Below are 22161 nucleotides of genomic sequence, written 5' to 3' on the forward strand. Positions count from 1 at the left end.
CATGCCTAAAGCACTGTTACTGGAAAACATTCATCCCTTTGCCGCACAGTCGTTGCGTAAGCACGGCTTCGAAGTCATCACGATGAAGGGTGCCCTCTCCGAATCCGAACTTATCGAAGCCCTCGACGGAGTGGATCTTCTTGGCATACGGTCCAAGACCAACGTCACGCACACGGTGCTCAACGCATGCCCGCAACTCACCGCAATCGGATGCTTCTGCATCGGCACCAACCAGGTGGATCTGGCAGCAGCCGCCGATCAGGGTGTCACGGTGTTCAACGCGCCATATTCGAACACCCGTTCCGTGGTCGAATTGGTCATATGCGACATCATCTGCCTGATGAGGCGCATCCCTGCGCATACGCACCATATGCGTCACGGCGTCTGGGACAAATCCGCCAGCGGATCGCACGAAGTCAGAGGCAAGACCCTGGGCATTGTCGGATACGGCAACATCGGTTCACAGCTTTCCGTGCTCGCCGAAGCTCTCGGCATGCGCGTCATCTTCTACGACCTGGAGGAGAAACTCGCCCTGGGCAACGCCCATAGAGCATCCAGTCTGGAAGAGATGCTCGTTCAGGCCGATGCCGTCACCATCCATGTGGATGGACGCAAATCCAATACGGGCTTCTTCGGCGAGGATCAATTCGCGCATATGAAGGAGGGGGCCATCTTCATCAACCTCTCGCGCGGTTTCGTGGCGGACCTGGATGCCTTGAAACGGCATCTCGATTCCGGTCACCTCTCAGGAGCGGCCGTCGACGTCTTTCCGGTCGAACCGCGTAAGAGCGGAGATTCCTTCACCTCGGACCTGGCGAACGAGGACAATATCATCCTCACCCCGCATATCGGAGGATCGACGCTCGAGGCTCAGGAATCCATCGGACACTTCGTATCGCAGCGCCTGCAGGATTACTGGGAGAAGGGTTCGACGACCCTGTCCGTCAACATGCCGCAGTTGACTCTTTCACCCAATTCCGGCGCGGTCCGCATCGCCCATCTGCATCAGAACTTCCCTGGCGTGCTGGCTCAGCTCAACCAGGTCCTTGGTGCCGAGAACATCAATATCACCGCTCAGTCTCTGGCCACGGAAGGCGAATTGGGCTATGTCGTCACCGATTTGTCGATGATGCCGAGCAAGGAGACCATCAAGGCCCTGCATGAAATCAAAGGAACCGTGGAAGTCCGCATCTTCTGAGTCACGGTGTCGTCTGACTCCGGCTTAACCGGCCGCAGTCAGACACCGGGCCGTCGGCGGCGGTGCGCTCAACGCTTAGGCGGCGTGACGGTCTTCGCTTCTCAATTCCGCAATGGCATGTTCGAAATCGTCAAGCCCGTTGAATTGCTGGTACACGCTGGCGAAACGCAGATACGCCACCTCGTCGAGTTCCTTCAAGGGTCCGAGTATCGACCTGCCGACCTCGTCCGAGTGAATCTCCGCCATGCCCCTCGAGCGGAGGTCTTCTTCAACCTTCTGACCTAGGGATTTCAAATCGTCCTCGTTGATAGGACGACCCTGGCAAGCCTTGCGCACACCAGAAATGACCTTGTCTCTGTTGAACGGTTCGGCATTCCCGGAACGCTTCTTTACCAGGAGCATGGTCGTTTCGACGGTGGTGAATCGCTTCGAGCAGACAGGACATTCTCTACGTCGTCTGATGGAGTAACCGTCATCACTGATACGGGTATCGATCACTTTGGTGTCTGCGTGCTGGCAAAAGGGACAATGCATAGCACAGACTATAGCCTGACGGCAGGAATCCACGCCACCGCATCACCATCCATCGAAGCCTGCCACGCCATCCCTGATAGATGCACAAGCTTTGCGCGAGGGAAATCGTGAGGGCGAGAGCGCCAGCCGACACCCCCACTCAGAACGTCCTCGATGCTTCCGGACCACGGTACGAACACCCCAATACTCGTGTCACCATCCGAAATTGACCGAAGACGAACGAACCAAGGCCCAAGAGCCTTCAGTTACTCGGAAGGAACGATAAGACGCTGCCCTGCAACAAGAGCCGTGGATTCAAGGTTGTTCAGGTCGACGAGTTCGTTGACCGTCTCTGATACATCTTCGCCTTGTGGAGTGATACGCGAGGCGTACGCCCATAGCGTGTCCCCCGGTTGGACGGTATAGGAGGTGACGGCAACGGCTCCACTGGCCGAATCCGCGCGTTCGGGACTTGCCAGCGCGACGACGCCCGCGGCCATGCACAGAGCAACGGCTGCTGCGGTCACCTTGCCGCGCAGCGTGAGCCTCATATGCGAGTGCTGAGCAGAACCGCTTTGTCCGATCATTCGCACACCGCTTATTGCAACACTCATTGTCAACACCGCCTTCTTGCTGGCCCGCCTGTCTGGCGACACCGTTCTCCCGCTCGTCCTTCGCCGGTACCATCACCGACGAATTCAGTTCGAACATCTGTTCTATCGAACATCTGTTCTGATTGTTGCATAGAAGCAAGATCATTGCAAGCGGTTTTTCGAACATATGTTTGATTTCACACTCTCGACACGATAGACTGTGAAAAACGACCGAAAGGACTTGCTGTGAGCACCATCCCTTTTCCACCGAAAGGTGATAGCTCGTCCGCGTATTCGGATGACCTCACCGAACGACAGCGCAAGGTGCTCGACGCTATCCGCACGCATATCAAGGCACGCGGTTTCGCACCGTCCTTCCGTGAGATAGGCGAGGTCGCCGGGCTGAAAAGCCCCTCCTCCGTGAAGCATCAGTTGGAAGTCCTCGAGGAGAAGGGCTGTATTCGCATGAGCGCCAACAAGGGGCGCGCCATCGAACTGATTGAAGATTCACCGAATGCTTTCCGCCCCGAGGCGGATGCCGCGAACAGCAACGGGGACGATTCCCCATCGTCTTCTCACAGCAGCACGGTGGTACCTTTCCCCGTTCAGCATCTCGACACGAACCCTTCCCTCCTCGAATCACACGATGTTCCGCTGGTGGGAAGAATCGCGGCGGGCGCACCCATCACCGCAGAGCAGCATGTTGAGGATGTGATGAGGCTGCCCGAACGTCTGACGGGAACCGGCCAGCTCTTCATGCTCGAGGTGCATGGCGATTCGATGATTGACGCGGCTATCTGTGACGGCGACTTCGTCGTCGTCCGCGAGCAGCAGACCGCACAGAACGGCGACATCGTCGCAGCCCTGCTCGATGATGAAGCCACGGTGAAAACCTTTAGACAAGAACATGGCCACACCTGGCTGATTCCCCACAATCCCGCCTATTCCCCCATCGACGGCACCCACGCTTCGATTATGGGGAAAGTGGTCACGGTTCTCAGAAAAGTCTGAGTGGCACGCTTGTTCAAGATGCAATCACGATAACTGCATCACAAGGACAGTATTTCCTTGAATTTTTCACCGATTACTGTGCATGTGATGCAGTTAACTATCCCAATCCGGAAAGTGACCACAGTAGCCGCGACAGGACACCAGCACGAATCACGGAGTACTCGCTACTGCGCATCGTTGGCGTCATGCAACGAGCTCTCGTGACGTTCACGATATCCTTCAGGTTCCAATTGGAATGTCGTGTGCTCGATGCTGATCGGAAAGTGTTCGCGTAGGCAATCCTGCATCGAAGCCAGAACCCTACCGGCGTCCTGCATATTCAGTCCGGAGTCCACAACGACATGAGCCGTCAACCTGGGAAGCCCCGAGGCAACGGTTCCGGCATGCAGATCGTGGACCAGAACCACATGGTTCACGGATTCCAGATGCTCCTTGACCGCATTCAGATCCAGGCCCTTCGGCGTCTCCTCCAACAGCACCCGCAGGCTCTCCAAAAGCAATTTGACCGATCTAGGCACGATGAGGGCCGCTATCGCCGCTCCTGCGATGGCGTCAAACCCTCCCCATCCCGTCGTTAGCATCACCACGGCGGATATCACGACCGCGACCGAACCCAAGGCGTCGTTCATAACCTCCAGAAATGCCGCCCGCATATTCATATTGTCGTTGTGCTGCGAGGCCAGAATAATAATCGAGGCGATATTGGAAGCCAGACCCAAAATGCCGAAGCCCAACAGCAGACCAAGGTCCTGCACCGCCTGTTGCTCAGGACTCAGCAGACGAATAACCGCTTCGACCAGCGCGTAGCATCCCACACCCAGCAGTACCGTTGCGCCCGCAGCTGCGGTGATTACCTCAAGCCGTGCCCAGCCCCAGGTCTTGCTGCTGGTCGGACGTTTCGTCATCAAGATTGCCGTCACCAGTGAAGCGGTCAACACGGCCACATCGGTGAGCATATGACCGGCATCGACCAACAATGCCAGACTCCCGGTGATATAGGCGCCTATGATCTCTGCGACAAGAACCACCGCCGTGAAGGACAGTGTAAGTGCGAGCCTGCGCCGATGTCCAAAGCCCTGACCTTCCTGTGAAGATGCATCTGTCTGGTTGTTCTCGGAACCCCGTGGTGCCGTTGTCATCGCCTCCTCCGAATCGGCTGGGCCGACCTCTGCTGGACCGCCCTCCGGACGAGCGTTCTGCTCCACCTGGTGACGAAGATCCTCTGTCTCATCCATACCTGCGACTCTACTGTATCGACGACTTCGACGATAGACTCATCTTCCGAACGGCTCACAAGCACCCAATACGATACCTGCACTACAAGGACAGCGATTTGGTAATGATGTCTCCGAAAAGCTGTCCTTGCAGTGCAGGTATCGCCTCATATATGAGTCCCCACCATGCAGAAAGACCACCCGGATGCTCCCGGGTGGTCTTTCTGCCGTGTCACGCGATGCGCGGCTACCGTGGTTGTGGAATCAGAATCCGAAGTTGCTTGCGGTTTCCTTCAAGGTCTCCGCAGAACGGGTCAGCGAGGCAAGCTCACCGTCGCTGAGCGGCGTGTTGATGCGGGTGTTCACGCCCTTGCGGTTCAGCACGCTCGGAACGGACATGCACACATCGGAGATGCCGTGGAAGTCATCAAGCAAGGAGCTCACAGGAAGAATCCTGTTGGTGTCGTTCATGATGGACTCGATGATATCCACACCGGACATGGCGATGGCGTAGTTCGTGGCGCCCTTGCCCTCGATGATGCGGTAGGCCGCGTTCTTGACCTCCTGGTGAATCTCCTCGCGCTTGGCCTCATTAAGAGGATCGCGGCCCGGGAGCTCTTTCCAGTCGCACATGGGAACGCCACCGATGGTTGCCGAAGACCACAGCGGAACTTCGGAATCGCCATGCTCGCCGGCGATGTAGGCGTGAACGTTCTTGACGTTGACACCGGTCTCCTGGGCGATCAGGAAGCGCAGACGCGCGGAATCCAGATTCGTGCCCGAGCCGAACATCTGATTTGCCGGTAGACCCGAAAGCTTCATGGAAACGTAGGTGACCACATCGACGGGATTGGTCACCAGCATGTATACGGCGTTGGGAGCGACTTTGACGATGTTCGGGATGATGGACTTCATGATGTTGATCGTCGCACCTGCAAGATCGAGACGTGACTGCCCCGGCTTCTGGCGTGCACCCGCGGTGATCACCACGATGTCCGCGTCACGGCAGATCTCCACATCGTCGGAGCCATTGATCGAGACGGTCGGATAGAAGCTGGAACCATGCTGCATGTCGAGAACCTCGGCCTCGACTCGCTTTGCGTTGATGTCCTCCAACACGATCTCGCGTGCAATGCCCCGTTGTGCGGCAGCGAAAGCCATCGTCGAACCTACTGCACCGGCACCGATGATGGCGAGCTTTGTTGGCTTGATAGGTGAATTCACCATAAATACAGACCTCTCTTAGCAATGACCCATGAATTGGACAGGTCGAAATCCACAATACTTACTTACTGTATCTTCACTAGATGACGTTTACCAATCCATGCATGCCGTCAAGCTCCGACGCACGGCATCCTTGTGCCGACGTGCGTGACGACCCGGTCTAATCGACCGCCTGATCGACGACCATGGCCGCCGTCCGACTGTCCACATTCGCATCCATCACTATGCCCTCATCGGTGTATTCCACGGAGTTGACAGTCCCGTATTCCCGAATTCTCGACACCAAAGAGCCGCTCGTGTAGGGCAGCAGAGCATGAACATGCACATCGGGAACGGGAAGCTTCGCCTCCACCGCCTGCCGCAAGGAGTCGAGTCCCTGGCCGGACTGTGCGGAAACCACAAAAGCCTCGGAATCCAACTGACGCAGACGTTCCGCCTCGACGGCGGTGATGCGATCGGCCTTGTTGAACACCATGATTCGTGGAATCGACTCGGCACCTGGAATATCGGCGAGAACCGCGTTCACCGCATCGACCTGACCGAAAGGATCGGGGTGAGATCCGTCAACCACATGGATGATGAGATCCGCATCCGCCACTTCCTCCAACGTGGACTTGAAAGCCTCGACCAGCTGCGTGGGCAGACGACGCACGAAACCGACGGTGTCCACATAGGCGTAATATCGCCCATCCTGGGTTTTGGCACCTCGTACGGCGGTGTCGAGGGTGGCGAAGAGCGCATTCTCAACCAACTCCCCCGAGCCGGTCAGCCGGTTCGTCAGGGACGACTTACCCGCATTCGTATACCCCACCACCGCAACGGTCGGCATGCCGAAACGTCTTCTTGACCCACGTTTCACATCGCGGGCCGGAGCCATCTGCCGTATCTGTCTGCGCAGTTTGGCTATGCGCGTGCGAATCACTCTGCGGTCCATTTCGATTTTCGTCTCGCCTGGGCCGCGCGAACCGATACCACCTGCCTGACCTGCCGCCTGGCCTCCTGCCTGACGCGACAATGAGGCTCCCCATCCGCGAAGTCGCGGAAGCATGTATTCCAACTGAGCCAGCTCGACCTGAGCCTTGCCTTCCCTGCTGGTCGCATGCTGGGCGAATATATCGAGAATTACCGCTGTACGATCGACCACCTTGACTTTGGTGGCATCCTCGAGAGCTCGCCGCTGGGAGGGAGGAAGGTCATCGTCCACGATGATGGTATCCGCCTCGAGCTTGGCCACGATGCCAGCCAGCTCATAGGCTTTGCCCGAACCGACATAGGTCGCTCTGTCCGGAACGTTTCTGTGCTGCAGCAGTCCGTCGAGCACATCGGCACCGGCGGTTTCCGCCAAAGCCGCCAACTCCCTGAGAGACTCCTCCGCCTGTTCCAACGTGGAAGACGCACTCGACCACACACCGACAAGCACGACACGTTCCAATCGCAACTGCCGGTATTCGACTTCGGTGACGTCCTGCAGCTCACCCAGACCGGCCACATGCTTGAGCTCGTTGCGATGCTCACGCTCAAGCCATTCCTGCTGAGAGCGTTCACTGCCTCCGCCGGTGTCGCCATCGAGCAACACTTCGGATTGTGACTGCAGAGCATCGCCCTGTCTACGGACATCACCATCGGCACCGATGGAAGACCCCGCCTGTTCGGTCGAGGCATAATCCGCGACAGCACTATCTTCTGTACTATGGTCTAGGTCCTGCACGAAGGAATCGGCTGGCAAACGTTGAGTCAATGGCACCTCTATTTAGGGAGTTCTTAATTGTAGGAGTTCTCTGTGTGGTTATGGCCTTTTATTATTATCTGGTGAGCAGACATTCGCCGAGGGTTTAGGCTGAGGGCAGGATTGGGCAATCACCGGACATGAGGCTGCGTGCGAGGGATGATGGCTGGCGACATGTTGCGACGGGCAGAGAGCCCAGGGAACGTAGGCAGAAGGACAAGAAGCAAGTGAGTGCACAGGATCAGTATTTCTCCGCGAATCCTCAATCCGAGGATATTCGCAGAACGCTTCATATAACTCTGAGAGGCCATGAGGTGCAGGCCACCGTTTCCAATGGCGTGTTCTCATCAGGACGTCTGGACCTAGGCACTTCGGTACTGCTTCGGCACGCGCCGCAGCCTCCTGAAACAGGAACGTTCCTCGACCTGGGTTGCGGCTGGGGTCCGATTGCCTTGACCTTGTCCTTGGAATCCCCCAAGGCCTCCATCCACGCGATTGACATCAACGAGCGTGCGGTGTCGCTGACCGCAGAGAACGCATCGAATCTCGGCCTGCCGAATATCACGGCCCGCACGGCGGATAATCTGCCCGAATCCCTGGGATTCGATCTCATCTGGTCGAATCCTCCTATACGCATCGGCAAAGAGGCTCTGCACACCTTGCTGATGACCTACCTGCACAGACTCAATCCCGGCGGCAGAGCCTATCTGGTGGTCCAGAAGAATCTCGGTGCCGATTCGCTGATCACATGGCTGTCAGGCACTCTCAACACGCCCTCGGGCAACAGCCAGGAAGAGTCAGGCGACGGCGTTGGACACCCCACCGCAGAAGAGGCCGACACCTCCACCTGGAGCGTGGGGAAAATCGCTTCCTCGAAGGGATTCCGCGTCATCGAAGTCATCCGGCCCATGCTCTCCGACGAGGCATCGGAGCATGGTTCGAAGGGCGTTCACGACGCGGAGCCTCGCACTGCGGAAACCCACACTCCGGAGCCTCACAACGCCGAGCCTCACAACTCAACGGCCGATACGGCACAGGACTGAACAATATTCCATGATTTTCGATTACCCCCAAGAACTCCCGGTCAGCGCAGCCAAAGAAGATATCGAGGCTGCGATTCGACGATCCCAAGTCGTGATCATCTCAGGTCAGACGGGTTCAGGAAAAACCACCCAGATCCCGAAAATACTGATGCAGATGGGACGAGGCACGCATGGCCACCAGATCGTCCACACCCAACCACGGAGAATCGCCGCAAGAAGCGTGGCGGAACGTATCGCCTCTGAACTGCACAGCAAGCTTGGTGATGAGGTTGGCTTCCAGGTCCGTTTCACCGATGAGAGCTCGTCGAAGACACGACTGCGCGTCGTCACCGATGGCATTCTGCTGGCTCAGATTCAGCGTGACCCGAAACTCATGGCCTACGACACGATCGTCATCGACGAGGCGCATGAACGCAGTCTGAACATCGATTTCCTGCTCGGATATCTGACCACCTTGCTGCCCAAACGTCCGGACCTCAAACTCATCATCACCTCGGCCACCATCGACTCCCTGAAGTTCAGCGAGCACTTCTCCAGGGCGCTGCACAAGGACGTACCGGTAATCGAGGTTTCCGGCCGCACCTACCCCGTACAGATCGTGTATGAGCCGACGGACGGTCTCCCCGCCTTGATGCAGGAGGTGCCCGGTTTCACCGTTTCATCGAGGCACGGCGGCGACAACGTCAACGACAGGGAGAATTCCCTGGACATGCCCGAAGCGGTGGCGCGAGCCTGTTCCGAGCTGATCACTCATTCACAGCACGAGCGCGGCCCCAGGGATGTTCTGGTATTCGCCGCCGGAGAACGCGATATCCATGATTACGAGCACTCCCTGCGCCGGCATTTCGGCGAGCGCGCGAACGATATGAGCCGTTCTGATGCCATCGAGATCATGCCGCTCTTCGCCAGGCTGTCATCCAAGGAACAGCATAAGGTTTTCGAACACCATCAGCATCAGCGCATCGTCATCGCCACGAACGTCGCCGAGACCTCTCTGACCGTTCCGGGGATTCGCTATGTGGTGGACCCGGGAACCGCACGCATCAGCCGTTATTCCAAGGCCGCGAAAGTGCAGCGACTGCCGATTGAAGACATCTCGCAGGCCAGCGCGGACCAGCGGGCAGGCCGATGCGGCCGACTGGCGGACGGCATCGCCGTTCGGCTCTACGGCAAAGACGATTATGACGGTCGTCCACGCTTCACCGAGCCGGAGATTCTCCGCACCTCCTTGGGCGCGGTGGTACTGCATATGCTGTCGGTGGGCGTAGCCCGCACCGCCCAGGACGTCGCTGATTTCGGGTTCATCGACCAGCCCGACATGCGTGCGGTTTCCGATGGGTTCAACGAGCTCACCGAATTGGGCGCCATATCGCGACGCCGAGGCGAGGTGCACCTGACCAAGACGGGCAGGCAGCTGGCCCGCATCCCGATTGATGTACGGCTTGGCCGAATGGTTATCGAAGCCTCACGAAATACCCCGAATGTGCTTGCCTGCGTTCTGGTGATCGTGGCGTTCCTCAGTCTGCAGGATCCCCGTGAACGCCCTGAAGAGCACCGCGAGGAAGCCGATCGGTGCCATAACCGCTACGCCGACGAACGCAGCGATTTCATGACCGCGCTGAACATCTGGGACCGTTTCTTCCAGGCGGACGGCGAGCGCAGCAATTCCACGTTGCGCAAACTGTGCAGCAGCGAATACATGAGTTATATCCGTATGCGCCAATGGCGTGACCTCGTCCGCCAATTGCATGATATGACCCGAGAATTCAAATTCCGGGTGGGAGAGGTCCTCCCCTCGCAACGTCCGGCCCCCGAGGTCCAAGCTTTGCCTCAGAATCAGCAGGCGGCGCACAGCCTGACATGCTCATGGGATGACCAGGGCATTCACCGCGCCATGCTTTCCGGCCTGCTGTCCAATATCGGCATGCAGGTGGTCCATGAAAGCAAGGCTTCGGATTTCACCGGCCTCAAGGGCGCTGCGCGTGCGCGAGCCATGAAACGAGCCTCGAAGCTTGCACGAAACGACTACCAGGGCGCGAGAGGGACGCGTTTCGCCCTCTTCCCCGCCTCCGGAGTATCCAAAACCACACCCGATTGGGTTATGGTCACAGGACTGGTGGAGACCTCACGCCTATGGGCTCGGTATGCGGCGGCCATAGACCCTGCCTGGGCGGAATCCCTGGCAGGTTCCCTGACTCGGACCACCTATGCCGATGCCCATTGGTCCGCCTCCCGCGGTTCGGCTGTTGCCACGTCGAAAGTGCTGCTCTACGGCCTGCCCATCGTCCAGGACCGCAGTGTGCAATGGGGGTCCATCAATCCGGTGGAGGCCCGGGACATGCTGATACGTCAGGGACTGGTCGAAGGCGATATTCAGCAGCGCTTCTCCTATGATGACTTCGTTGAGGCCAACAGGGCGATTCTTGACCAGGCGGGTGACGATGCCAGTCGCACCAGACGCATAGTCGATGCCGTCAGCGATGAGGATCTCTTCGATTTCTATGATCGCGTCCTGCCTGCTGAGGCCACCTCGCTGGCTGCCCTGGCGCACTGGTGGAAGTCGGAGCACGAGCGGCAACCGCATCTGCTGGACTTCGACCCCGACGAGGTCGAGCGGCTTCGGGAAAGCACGGAGATCAGTCTCGACGACTATCCCGATCACTGGCACACCGTCGCATCCGATGGCACCACCGTCGCTCTCAAACTCAGCTACATCTACGATCCGCAGGCCCAGAACGACGGCGTAACCGTGCATATACCGCTGAAGTACCTGTCGCGGCTGCCGGAAGCGCCGTTCAGCTGGAATGTGCCCGGCATGTTGGACGAGCTGATCGTGAGCACGATCAAATCCTTGCCCAAGGCCCTGCGCGTGCAGTTCGTTCCCGCGCCGGATACGGCAAAGGCCATCAGAGCTTGGATTGATGCACACTACCCCGAGCTGCCCGGCACCAAAGCCGTGAGCGGTGAGGCCGACGACATGCAGCCGTGGCCTGATTTCTCGCAGGCTTTCACCAGCGCCGCGATAGCCGTGGTCGGGGCACAGCTCCATCCCGGCGTCTTCAATCAGGAGCAGCTTGACAAACTGCCCGCCTACACCAGGATGACCTTCAGCGTTGAAAAACCGCATCAGGGCAAAGGTCGGCACCATGGCAAGTCGTCAAACACCGTTCTCGGCACGTCAAAATCACTGCACGACCTGCAGCTGCAATTCGCCAAGCAGGCGGAGGATTCCGCACGCAGACAGGTGAAGGGGAAAGCCGAGAAAGCGGCCGCGGCAGGAAAGCCCGTGGAACAGAGCAAACTTCTTCACAAGGCCGGTGCGACAACGCAATCCCACTCCTCCATGCTTTGGCAAGGGGCTCTCGACCTGCTCAGAATGCCTACCGAGCGGGTCACCTCCCGCTGGCTGGGCGCCGAATCCCTGATGATGGCCTCCGCTCCCTACCCCAGCACCAAGTCACTTGTCGAAGACCTGCAACTGGCCGCCGTCAAGCGTCTGTTGCCCGAGATTCAGAGGCTTCCCGACGACGCCGCATTGCAGCAGGCAGTCAGCGACATCAGCGAAGTGTTTGAAGACACGGTGTACGCAGTCACGCAGGATACGGTGGTCATACTCAGAACCTTCGCCCAGGTCGACTCTGCGGTTTCAGGACCCGCCGACCTGCCGCTGCTTGCAGTCCTGCAATGGATCAAAACACATATCGACACTCTGGTGCACCAGGGCTTCCTGTCGCAGACGCCTGCCGGCTCTCTGCCGCTGCTCGAGAAATATCTTCGGGCCGACCTCATGCGACTGCAGAAGGCTAAGGCCGACAAGGCCCGGGACGTCCGCTGGGCCTGGCAGGCGGAGGAGGCCGAACAACTCGTCTCGGATGCAAGCCTGAGAGCCCGGAAGGAACCTGCCGGTCCGCTTCGCGAGCGCATGGTGGAGCAATCCACGCAGGCCCGCTGGATGCTCGAGGAATTCTATGTCTCGCTTTGGGCACAGGAGTTGGGAAGTTCAGGCCCTGTCAGCATCCAACGCATACGCAAGGTGATTGCGGGCTGACTTCCTCACAGGCGAACATCGGTACGGCTGTTTTACGATGGTGCCAGCAGGGAATCCGAGTGCGCGAAATCAGGACGAGGCACATCATGTTCGGGAAGAGGTTGTCGACCAATGACCGGTAGACGCAACGGCAAGCACAACTCGGGAAAAAGCTCCCGCGCAACAGGAAGACGCTCCGGTGGCTCCACCATTGGCAGGATGGTGACAAAGCGTTGGAGACGGTGGTCCGCTCCGCAGCGCATAGTGGCATCCGTCGCGGCAACGCTGGTGGTGCTGCTGGTGATGACGCTGACGATGGGTGCGATTCGTTTCGCGCAGTATCTCACCGAGGTTCATGACGCCCAGGAGCGCCAACAGCAGCTCACCAGAGAGTACGCCTTCAATCCCGGCAACATCATCACCGACGAGCGCTTCTTCGACTCGGCTGCCATGGATGCATCCGATGTGCAGACCTTCCTCAATGAGCAGGGCGCCTCGTGCAACGGCAGCTCGTGTCTGAAGAACTACACCGTCGACACCCAGAACAAGGCTGCCGATGACCTGTGCAAGGCCTACACGGGCGCATCCAAGCAAAGCGCGGCAACCATCATCGACTCGGTGGCGAAAGCCTGCGGCATCAGCCAGCGCACACTGCTGACTCTGCTGCAGAAGGAACAGCATCTGGTCACCGCCACCGCCCCCTCCGATTGGCAATACAAATCGGCCATGGGACTATCCTGCCCAGATGATGCGGATTGCGACCCCGCATATGCGGGATTCTTCAATCAGGTCTACGGTGCGGCCAGCCGCTTCAAGTACTATCAGGCTCATCAGGACCGCTACTCGTACCATGAGCAGCAGCTCAACACGATTCAGTACAGTCCCACGAAGTCCTGCGGTTCTTCCAAGGTGTTCATCGAGAACCGTGCCACGGCATTGCTGTACATCTACACCCCGTATCAGCCGAATGCTGCGGCTCTGCGCGCAGGGACCGGCGAAGGCAACGCCTGCTCCAGTTACGGAAACCGCAATTTTTCGATTATCTACGCGAATTGGTTCGGCAACCCGCGCGAATAGCAGATAGCGCCCTCGTTCCGATGCACCACTAGGCGTCGAATCGTATCCTTGCCCTGTCGAAAAGGTATTTTCGACAGGGCATTATTGTTTGTGTAGGGATTTATTACAAGACTGCGAGTATTCAGCCTGGTATTCCTTGAAATTACAACGTGATTTTTGCCTGAATACTTCGAAATCACTACACAATCGTATGTATACCCGCAGTTACACCGCCGCGTGCCCTGACATTGAGGTCAGAAAAGAGGATTGCATGGTCTCGACGCTGCGATGGGACTTGCCGAATTCATCGATGAGCCCGTGGAACTCCTGCAATTCCTCCAGAGTAAACGAATCGGCCTCTATCAGCGGCATCATCTGCGACCTGAAAGCCTCATAGCCCTTCGCCACATCGAATCCCAGGAATGTGCACAGGCGCCTGGCATAGGTATCGGCGATGAAGACTCTACGGTCGAACACATAGAGCAGCATGTCGTCAGCCGTTTCGCCTCCGATGCCGAAGAGTTGCAGAAGTTCGGAACGCAACTCGTCATCCGAACGGCCGCTGGCGCGCTCAGGGTCGTATTCGTATCGGCTTCCAAACCAGTCACATAGGGATTGCAAAGTGCGGGACTTGTTCTGCTGAAAACCCGAAGGTCTGATGAGCGCTTGCAGGCGTGTATTATCCATGGAACGCAGCACATGGGGATTCAGTGCATCCGCAACCCTCAACTGGTCCAATGACCGTGCGACATTGCCCCAAGCCGTGTTCTGCGTGAGCACGGCACCGACCATGATTTCGAAGCGGGTCTCCGCCGGCCACCAATGACTTGGGCCCATGACCTGCAACATATGCGTGAACACGTCACGCAGAGTCGGTGTGCTCTGCGTGACGTGTCGTGGTTCAGAGGCGGGGCAGATATTTCTGCAATTCATATGGCGTTACCTGCAAACGATATTCTTCCCATTCCTTGCGCTTGTTGCGCAGGAAGTATTCGAAGGCATGCTCGCCGAGCACATTGGCCACGAAGTCCGATTTCTCCATGATTTTCAACGCGGAGTCGAGCGAGTCCGGCAGCGGTTGAATGCCCATCGCCTGACGCTCTGCATCGGTGAGCTCCCAAACGTCATCACTGGTCGGCTCCCCAAGCGTCATCTGCTGTTCGATGCCGTCAAGACCGGCAGCCAGGAGCACCGAATACGCCAGATATGGGTTCGTGACCGGGTCGAGCGCACGGAACTCCATACGAGCGGAGTTGCCCTTGCCCGGCTTGTACTGCGGGATGCGCAGCAGCGCCGAGCGGTTGTTGTGACCCCAGCAGATATAGCTCGGGGCCTCGTTGCCGCCCCAAAGGCGCTTGTACGAATTGACATACTGATCGGTGACCGCGGTGATTTCGGCTGCGTGATACAGGATGCCCGCCGCGAACTGACGAGCCGTCAGAGACATGTTGAATTCCTGACCGGCCTCGTAGAAAGCGTTCGCATCCCCCTCGAACAGACTGAGATGGGTATGCATCCCGGAACCCGGCTGATTGGCCAAGGGTTTGGGCATGAAGCTCGCATGGATGCCGCGCTCCAACGACACCTCTTTGACCACGGTACGGAAGGTCATGATGTTGTCGGCGGTCGTCAAGGCATCCGCATAACGCAAATCAATCTCGTTCTGCCCAGGTCCGGCCTCATGATGCGAGTACTCCACCGAGATGCCCATCTGTTCGAGCATGTTGACCGTCGCACGGCGGAAATCCATCCCAGGGCTTCGCGGGACATGGTCGAAGTATCCACCCTCGTCGATGGGAGTAGGGACCTGAGACCAGTCGCTCTGGCTTTCAAAGAGATAGAATTCTATTTCCGGGTGCACATAGAAGGTGAAGCCCTTGTCCTTTGCCTTTTCTAGTGCACGTTTCAGCACCCGTCTAGGGTCACCGAGGCTGGGGTCGCCCTCGGGCGTCATGATGTCGCAGAACATTCGGGCCGTGCCCTGTGGGCCGCCGCGCCAAGGAAGAATCTGGAAGGTCGAAGGGTCCGGCTGAACGATCATGTCGTCCTCGGAGACCCTGGTCATGCCCTCAATCGCCGACCCGTCGAAGCCCAGTCCCTCCTCGAAGGCAGCTTCGAGTTCCGCCGGAGCGATAGCCACTGATTTCAAGGTTCCCAGCACATCGGTGAACCAAAGGCGAATAAAACGTACGTCGCGTTCCTCTACTGTGCGAAGCGCAAACTCCTGCTGTTTATCCATACCTGCCATGCTTTCACGAGTTTATTTCCTGTGCAATACCATCAAACGGTGTGTTGCCGAAACCTTGAGCGGGGCTTCGTGCGATTCCTCACACTCCGACCGCTTCCAAGGCCTGCTCCAATGTGAAGGCTCCTGCATACAGTGATTTGCCGAGTATGGCAGAGTCGACGCCCAGGTCGTTGAGTTCAGTGATCGCGCGAAGATCATCCAGAGTGGAGATACCACCGGACGCGGTGATCTTCGCCTCGCTGCGCTCCGCGACTTCCCTGAGCAGATCGATGTTAGGACCCTGCATCATGCCGTCCCGCGTCACGTCGGTGACGACATAGCGCGAGCAGCCGACGTCATCGAGGGCCTTCATCGTCTCGAAGAGATCTCCCCCTTCGCGGGTCCATCCTCGCGCAGCCAAGGTATGCCCGCGGACATCCAGCCCGATGGCGACCCGGTCGCCATATCGACCGATGACCTTGGCTGTCCATTCAGGATTTTCCAAAGCCGCGGTGCCGATATTCACACGCGATGCACCCGCATCGAGAGCGGCCTGGAGACTGTCATCATCCCGGACACCGCCACTCATCTCGATATGCACCTGATCGCCGAGCTCAGACACGATGCTTCTGAGCTCCGCACGGTTGTCTCCTGTACCGAAGGCTGCATCCAAATCGACCAGATGAATCCATTCGGCGCCACTGCGCAGCCACGTCCGAGCCGCTTCCAGAGGGCTGCCGTAATCGGTTTCCGAACCGGATTCGCCCTGACGAAGACGAACGGCTTTGCCGTCACGAACATCGACAGCGGGGAGAAGCGTCAACATATCACAGTCCTTTCCACAAATGCTCACAATATTCTAAGCCGAACATCGGCACTTCCCCTCCATCGGCGCAATCACCCGCAGTCGGGGAAGGTACCAATCCAGTTTCGCAACAACTGAGCCCCTGCCTGGGCGGATTTCTCCGGATGGAACTGGGTGGCGCTCAGAGGCCCGCGCTCATACGCAGCCACGAAATGGCTGCGGCCATAATCGCACCAGGTGACCGTACCCTTCCCGTTTCCGTCCCCGATACCGTCACCGCTCGAAAAGTCGACGTTGGGAACATCCTTGTCCTTGGCACCCATCGCCGCGTAGGAATGTACGAAATAGAAGCGTTCCGACTCGATGCCCGCCAGCAGGCGGCTACCGTGCCCTGCAGTGACGGTGTTCCAACCCATATGCGGCACCACATCCGCATCGAGGGCGGTGACCTCTCCCCCTATAAGTCCAAGTCCCTGGGCGTTTTCGTCATGCTCCGTACCGGATTCGAACATGATCTGTTCGCCGACGCAGACGCCGAGCACCGGCCTTCCGGCCTGCAGGCGGTCCTGAATCACCCGATCGCCACGCACCGAACGAAGCCCCTCCATGCAGGCGGCAAAAGCCCCCACCCCGGGCACCACCAGACCGTCGGCCTCCAAGGACGCACGATAATCCGAAGTCAGTGTCACATCGGCTCCCAGATTGTACACAGCTCTGAGCATCGAGCGAACATTGCCGAATCCATAGTCAAACACCACTATTGAAGTCATTGATATCTCCTTGCTCACTCATCCTCTGAAGATGCGCCGCGTTCCGAGAAACCGGGTCTTGTGTGACGATTGATGATTTCCATGGCCGACTCATCGTTCAAATTCGCAGTGTCGGTCACAGCATAACCGTCGACCTGAACCATGCTGAGCGTGGATGCGCCGATGAGCAGATCCTCCACGCATGAGGATGTCGATGCGAACAGCACAGGTGGCGAGAAGGTCTCTCCCGATGCTCCGTTCAGCCAAAGCGTGGCTTCAAGCTTGTCGGCGCGATTCACCGCCAGCACCGCAGACAGTCCTGAAATCACGGATGTCAGATCACCCACGGCGCTTTCAGGCTCATCTCCGGTAAGGTCCTTGAGCACTGCAAACGCGCCTTCAGGTGTATCGACGCATGATGCCGACACGCCTGCCAGGTGACAGAAGGCGGCAAGCAACTCCGCCGACGACAGCCTGGTGATAATCGTAGCTATCTTCGCTTTGTTGCCGATAAGCCCTTCCAGCTCGTCGTCGAAGTCCAACCCAACGTCCGGATGTTCGGCATCCGCCGATGATGGGTTCCCCGCATCGCCCTCATGAGAGGCATCTGCGGAGGCGGATTGATTCGCATCTTTCGCAGCCCCCTCACCGGAGCTGCCCAAGGTCGCATTGTCGGCATCAGAGGAAGTGGAGGCCTTCCCCGAGGCAAAGCCCTCCTCAGCATTCATCTCCCGCTCGAAACCTGCTATCGCAGCGTTGATTTCCTCATCGCTCAGACGATACTCATCACCTGACTCGAATGCATCGTCACGCCGCTTATCGTCGCTATTGCTCACAGCGCACCCTTGGTGCTGGGAATGCCCGAAACCCTTGGGTCGAGTTCGACCGCTCCACGCAATGCACGGGCGAGAGCCTTGAATTCGGCTTCCGCGATGTGGTGGGGGTCGCGTCCGGAATGCAGCGTCAGGTGCAGGCAGATACCGGCATGGAAGGCGATGGACTCCATGACGTGACGAACCAGCGACCCCGTGAAATGGCCGCCAATCATGGCGTATTCGAAGCCCTCAGGCTCCCCCGTGCACACAGCATATGGGCGACCCGAAATATCCACTACCGCCGTGGCCAGTGCCTCATCCAACGGCACGGTGGCATCAGCGAAGCGTCGAATCCCCCGCTTGTCACCCAAAGCCTGCTTCAAGGCTTCACCGAACACTATGGCGATGTCCTCGACCGTGTGATGGGCGTCGATGTCGGTGTCCCCAGTGGCCTTGATGGTCAAATCGATAAGCGAATGCTTGCCCAGAGCGGTCATCATATGGTTATAGAACGGCACGCTGGTATCAATCTGCGTTTTGCCAGTGCCATCGAGGTTCAGGCTCAATTCGACCTGGGACTCGCTGGTAGCCCGTGTTATCGAGGCTGTTCTATCCATGGTTTCTCCTTAGTGGAAGGTATCTGATACTCAGCATAACGACTCATGGCTACAGGCGACGTTGGCGTTCTCATAGAATCACAGTCATATCTAGAGTCAGAGCATCCACCTTATCCCCGTCAAGCCGACATTCCTGGGAGAGCGGTTAAAATCGTGAGCCACACCGGATATCTGGCCGTGTAGAAGATAACTGCACTAAAAGGACAGCTTTTCCGGTGAAGTATCACCAAATTGCTGTCCTTTTAGTGCAGTTATCTCCGTTTAAGGCCCAGGCCGGAACAGCTAGACCAGGTTCGCGTCGCGTTCCGCCCGCTTGGAGAGGACATAAGGGCGGACGGCGAACACGAGCATCAGACCTCCGACGATGAGCAGGATGAGAATACCCATACCACCCGTGTAGGGCAGGTTCGCCAGGCTCCACGCCGGGTCAAGGACCGTGACTTGCCTGCCATCCTTAGACACGTAGGCGAGGTTCGTACCCGCCGTGGCATACGTGACCTTCGTGACCTGCGTGGCATCCTCATTCCACACGGGACGGATATCCACCGTGAAATCCGACACCCTGAAATAGCCCGACGGAGCCTTCGTCTCCTTGAAGGACAGCTCACGAGCCTCCACACCCTGCAACGACAACGTGCCGTCAGTATGCGTCGTCACGGCCTGCGTGGCACCACCCTCACCGGACACCGCCAGACGGTACACACCATCAACCACCTTCTCGAACCTCAACGGCTCCCCGTCACGGGACACCTCGAACCCCACACCACCAAGCGTCGTCGACCGGTCATCCTTATCCAGCTTCACCACATCCACCGTGAACGAATACACGTTCGCCGTGGCACTCTTGGACTCCGTGCCATCGCCGTTATCCGTCCAACCTTCAGTCGCACTGTCCGTATAGGAGCGGGTCAGGGTCACGGCATTCACATTCGGCTTCAACGACTCCCCCTCAACAGGAGACGACACCACAGCCGACGCATTCAACACCGCCCTATAGCGGATGCGAATCAACGAATCCACAGGCACAGCATCCTGGTTCCGCACACCAGAACCACTCGACTCCGCGAATACGGCCTTCAACCCGTCCACACTCAACGTGTCACCAGACACCGCAATCGACGAGGGCGGCAAAGTCTGCGGCTCCGTGGGCGAGAGCGCATCCACGAACACCTCAACCCCCGACCCATCGGCAGGCAACGTCAACCCCGACGCCGCCTCATCAGCCACATCGAACACATACGAGTCATACGACACATTCGACAACCCACTCAAATCAGGCACCCGAAGCGCAACCTCAAACTCCACCTCGGAGCCCACATCGAAGCCATCCATACCCGCATCGTTCACTATCCGCTTCGCAATATCCGTCACCGTGGTCTTCAACGCCGCCTGGCCCAATCGAGGCTTACCCTTCACCCCAGCGTCAGCGAAATCCACCATCCCGTCCTCGACCACGTCCTCCATCGCCTCGTTGAATACCTTCGTGCCCACGATAATCGGCAGGGACGTGCCACTGGAATCGACAATCAGATACAAGCCAGGACCAGACACCGGCAAGGTCACGGGACTGTCAACAGGAGCGTCCAAACCATTCAACGGCACCGGCTCAGCAGTCAATCCACTCGCATCCTCAGCCAGCGCCTGAGCAAACAACTGCAACTGACCCGCATACGGACTGAACGCCGAAGTCACATCCTCACTAGCAGGGTCAGTCGGATACCCAAGCCACCTGGACGCCACCCAGCCAATCGGGTTATCCGCATCCACATCAGCTCCACCAGCAGTTTCAGCAGCCGTCTTCAACACCGTGCCCAAATCCTCGGGAGTATCCAAACGCACACTCTTCAACGCTCCAGTCTGCGTGAACAAAGTCTCGTCATACTCGCCGATACGGTATGCCGTCAACGTGCCCGAAGTCTGGCCTGTCAGTGAAATACCGAATGAGCGTGGAACATACTCTTTACCATCTTTGATGGTCACACGGTTGGCGGTTGTCGCACGATTCGACCACCCCTTCTCGGCGCTCCCATTCTCCTGACCCCAAAAATAAAAGTCCAGAACCTTGCCTGCCGGGAAAACAGAAGTGTCGATATTCCCATCCTCGCTGAAGCCCGAAGCGAACACCGAACCATCCTCAGCAGTAGGGTCAACGGCCTTCCAACCATATCCATCTATCGAAGCGTCCTCGTCGGCATCAACCATCAACGTGCCAGGAACTGAGTCAAGCTTTGAGTCTTTCAGAGACCAATTCTCATCAGCAAATGTCAACCTCAACGAATCATCATCATCCAACACCTGAGTCTGATTCTCACTATGCGCAGACAACAACAGATTGTCCAACTTCAAACGAAAAGCCGGCCGCAACGCAGCTTCCGGCGCCATGTAGCCCGTAAACATCTCTCCTCTTGCATAAACGTTTACAGTGTAATTGGCCCCAGTGTGGTTAGCGGAGCGTAGCCACAATCTTTCGTTGCCTCCGTCAATGTTGCGATTGGCATATTCGCTCTGAGTATCTGCGGGGGGAATGTTGAAATACACTGATATATCACCAGTCGACAACGGAAAGACCTTATAGGCATAAACCGACAGCCGTTGTGCGGTATAGCTACCAGAACCACATCCATTGGAGGAAGTGCAAACACCCTCCACACTTCTGTTGATGATGGAGTCTTTCTCGGACTGCGAGTAATTCCTGTCTGCAACGCTGTCAGAAACCACTGCAGTATTTGACTTTCCACTGGAATAATCATAATAATTGCAGTCTTGGGAACTACAAGCCTTCCAGGGTTGGAACCGGAAGCCATTCGTGCTCATATGGTCCGCAGCCAACAACACTTCATCAGATAGCAACGATGTCGTAGCGGACTGCAAACCTACATATCCGGCATCAGGAATACTCGATATAGCACCGAGCCCCAGCGTCTTGTACCCACCAGACAATGTCAGACTGTCATAGGTCTCGCTAGAAGCCGTTTTCCCAAACATGATTCTTCTGACATTAATCCACCCATCCTGAGGCACATCAGGCGTCTCGTTGTCTTTATCAACAACAGGCATCACCTTGCCATCGCCATCGGTATCTTTCAAAGCACTGAAATAGCCATCAGGTCCATAATCATTCGCATCAGCAACCGCTTCATGCACCGGCGTCGATACGAGTATTCCTGCAATGAGCACGAACATAGCAAAAGCGAAAGCAATGCAGGTCAGGAGTTTCCTCTTGTAATCGCCAGGGCGTTTTCCCTCGCTGCGCTCCAGATGACGACAACATGCAACAAACGTACGCAACCGACCCATAAGAGCACCACCCACCTAAGCGAAAACAGCACCCCCCCCCGCGACC

General features: G+C 57.6%; 16 protein-coding genes and 1 pseudogene. 5 read left to right on the forward strand and 12 right to left on the reverse strand.

Going from position 1 to position 22161, the window contains the following annotated elements; translation table 11 throughout:
* Position 1: 1 nt before the first annotated feature.
* Entirely contained in the window at positions 2 to 1198 is a 1197-nt protein-coding gene (serA, locus tag DB51_RS07305) for a phosphoglycerate dehydrogenase (RefSeq protein WP_034252906.1), read from the forward strand.
* A gap of 75 nt (positions 1199 to 1273) precedes the next feature.
* Here serA and nrdR read toward each other — a convergent pair whose 3' ends face one another.
* Together nrdR and DB51_RS07315 are read right to left on the reverse strand one after the other, a co-directional pair.
* A complete protein-coding gene (nrdR, locus tag DB51_RS07310) occupies positions 1274 to 1732 on the reverse strand; it encodes a transcriptional regulator NrdR (RefSeq protein WP_034252907.1) in 459 nt (152 codons plus the stop codon).
* 245 nt (positions 1733 to 1977) lie between these two features.
* Entirely contained in the window at positions 1978 to 2331 is a 354-nt protein-coding gene (locus tag DB51_RS07315) for a LysM peptidoglycan-binding domain-containing protein (RefSeq protein WP_034254223.1), read from the reverse strand.
* A gap of 219 nt (positions 2332 to 2550) precedes the next feature.
* On the opposite strand from DB51_RS07315, the gene lexA reads away from it, so the two are divergent.
* Positions 2551 to 3315 (forward strand): transcriptional repressor LexA, encoded by a 765-nt coding sequence (gene lexA / locus DB51_RS07320; protein ID WP_034252909.1) that lies wholly within the window; start codon positions 2551 to 2553, stop codon positions 3313 to 3315.
* A gap of 164 nt (positions 3316 to 3479) precedes the next feature.
* Here the strand turns inward: lexA and DB51_RS07325 are convergent, their stop codons facing one another.
* The 3 genes from DB51_RS07325 to hflX form a co-directional block, all read right to left on the reverse strand.
* Positions 3480 to 4454, reverse strand: a complete 975-nt coding sequence (locus tag DB51_RS07325) for a cation diffusion facilitator family transporter (RefSeq protein ID WP_034254225.1) — start codon at positions 4452 to 4454, stop codon at positions 3480 to 3482.
* 339 nt (positions 4455 to 4793) lie between these two features.
* The gene (locus tag DB51_RS07330; RefSeq protein WP_034252912.1) at positions 4794 to 5756 is read right to left on the reverse strand and encodes an L-lactate dehydrogenase; all 963 of its coding nucleotides are present in this window, start codon (positions 5754 to 5756) and stop codon (positions 4794 to 4796) included.
* A 157-nt stretch (positions 5757 to 5913) separates the two neighbouring features.
* Positions 5914 to 7386, reverse strand: coding sequence for a GTPase HflX (gene hflX / locus DB51_RS07335; protein ID WP_034254226.1), 1473 nt, complete (start codon positions 7384 to 7386; stop codon positions 5914 to 5916).
* Positions 7387 to 7619: 233 nt separating this feature from the next.
* Between hflX and DB51_RS07340 the strand changes: the two are divergent.
* The 3 genes and pseudogenes from DB51_RS07340 to DB51_RS07350 all read left to right on the forward strand — a co-directional run.
* Positions 7620 to 8378: pseudogene (locus DB51_RS07340) on the forward strand (class I SAM-dependent methyltransferase); the annotation flags it as partial.
* Between the two features lie 154 nt (positions 8379 to 8532).
* Positions 8533 to 12570, forward strand: coding sequence for an ATP-dependent RNA helicase HrpA (hrpA, locus tag DB51_RS07345; protein ID WP_034252914.1), 4038 nt, complete (start codon positions 8533 to 8535; stop codon positions 12568 to 12570).
* A 111-nt stretch (positions 12571 to 12681) separates the two neighbouring features.
* Positions 12682 to 13626, forward strand: a complete 945-nt coding sequence (locus tag DB51_RS07350; protein ID WP_238548330.1) for a LasA N-terminal domain-containing protein — start codon at positions 12682 to 12684, stop codon at positions 13624 to 13626.
* A gap of 204 nt (positions 13627 to 13830) precedes the next feature.
* Here DB51_RS07350 and DB51_RS07355 read toward each other — a convergent pair whose 3' ends face one another.
* The 7 genes from DB51_RS07355 to DB51_RS07385 all read right to left on the reverse strand — a co-directional run bounded on the left by DB51_RS07355 (position 13831) and on the right by DB51_RS07385 (position 21143).
* Complete coding sequence (locus tag DB51_RS07355) at positions 13831 to 14538, reverse strand: endonuclease III domain-containing protein (protein ID WP_051867365.1); 708 nt, start codon at positions 14536 to 14538, stop codon at positions 13831 to 13833.
* Positions 14507 to 15844 (reverse strand): type I glutamate--ammonia ligase, encoded by a 1338-nt coding sequence (gene glnA / locus DB51_RS07360; protein ID WP_034252916.1) that lies wholly within the window; start codon positions 15842 to 15844, stop codon positions 14507 to 14509. Before glnA ends, DB51_RS07355 begins: the two co-directional genes overlap by 32 nt.
* An 88-nt stretch (positions 15845 to 15932) precedes the next feature.
* A complete protein-coding gene (priA, locus tag DB51_RS07365) occupies positions 15933 to 16658 on the reverse strand; it encodes a bifunctional 1-(5-phosphoribosyl)-5-((5-phosphoribosylamino)methylideneamino)imidazole-4-carboxamide isomerase/phosphoribosylanthranilate isomerase PriA (protein WP_034252918.1) in 726 nt (241 codons plus the stop codon).
* A gap of 71 nt (positions 16659 to 16729) precedes the next feature.
* Positions 16730 to 17407, reverse strand: a complete 678-nt coding sequence (hisH, locus tag DB51_RS07370; protein WP_034252919.1) for an imidazole glycerol phosphate synthase subunit HisH — start codon at positions 17405 to 17407, stop codon at positions 16730 to 16732.
* A 14-nt stretch (positions 17408 to 17421) separates the two neighbouring features.
* Positions 17422 to 18222, reverse strand: coding sequence for a hypothetical protein (locus DB51_RS07375; RefSeq protein WP_034252920.1), 801 nt, complete (start codon positions 18220 to 18222; stop codon positions 17422 to 17424).
* Positions 18219 to 18818 (reverse strand): imidazoleglycerol-phosphate dehydratase HisB, encoded by a 600-nt coding sequence (gene hisB, locus DB51_RS07380; RefSeq protein WP_034252922.1) that lies wholly within the window; start codon positions 18816 to 18818, stop codon positions 18219 to 18221. The genes DB51_RS07375 and hisB overlap by 4 nt, the downstream gene beginning before the upstream one ends.
* Positions 18819 to 19100: 282 nt before the next feature.
* On the reverse strand, positions 19101 to 21143 hold the full coding sequence (locus tag DB51_RS07385) for a SpaA isopeptide-forming pilin-related protein (protein WP_156958275.1): 2043 nt from the start codon (positions 21141 to 21143) through the stop codon (positions 19101 to 19103).
* Positions 21144 to 22161: the final 1018 nt, after the last annotated feature.

The sequence above is a fragment of the Bifidobacterium crudilactis genome (genome assembly GCF_000738005.1).
Classification (GTDB): Bacteria; Actinomycetota; Actinomycetes; order Actinomycetales; family Bifidobacteriaceae; genus Bombiscardovia; species Bombiscardovia crudilactis.

What these genes read in the sequence shown, in the direction of transcription:
- serA (WP_034252906.1), top strand. Translation starts at nt 2, where the DNA reads ATGCCTAAAGCACTGTTACTGGAAAACATTCATCCCTTTGCCGCACAG.
- nrdR (WP_034252907.1), bottom strand. Translation starts at nt 1,732, where the DNA reads ATGCATTGTCCCTTTTGCCAGCACGCAGACACCAAAGTGATCGATACC.
- DB51_RS07325 (WP_034254225.1), bottom strand. Translation starts at nt 4,454, where the DNA reads ATGACAACGGCACCACGGGGTTCCGAGAACAACCAGACAGATGCATCT.
- DB51_RS07330 (WP_034252912.1), bottom strand. Translation starts at nt 5,756, where the DNA reads ATGGTGAATTCACCTATCAAGCCAACAAAGCTCGCCATCATCGGTGCC.
- hrpA (WP_034252914.1), top strand. Translation starts at nt 8,533, where the DNA reads ATGATTTTCGATTACCCCCAAGAACTCCCGGTCAGCGCAGCCAAAGAA.
- DB51_RS07350 (WP_238548330.1), top strand. Translation starts at nt 12,682, where the DNA reads ATGACCGGTAGACGCAACGGCAAGCACAACTCGGGAAAAAGCTCCCGC.
- DB51_RS07355 (WP_051867365.1), bottom strand. Translation starts at nt 14,538, where the DNA reads ATGAATTGCAGAAATATCTGCCCCGCCTCTGAACCACGACACGTCACG.
- glnA (WP_034252916.1), bottom strand. Translation starts at nt 15,844, where the DNA reads ATGGATAAACAGCAGGAGTTTGCGCTTCGCACAGTAGAGGAACGCGAC.
- priA (WP_034252918.1), bottom strand. Translation starts at nt 16,658, where the DNA reads ATGTTGACGCTTCTCCCCGCTGTCGATGTTCGTGACGGCAAAGCCGTT.
- hisH (WP_034252919.1), bottom strand. Translation starts at nt 17,407, where the DNA reads ATGACTTCAATAGTGGTGTTTGACTATGGATTCGGCAATGTTCGCTCG.
- hisB (WP_034252922.1), bottom strand. Translation starts at nt 18,818, where the DNA reads ATGGATAGAACAGCCTCGATAACACGGGCTACCAGCGAGTCCCAGGTC.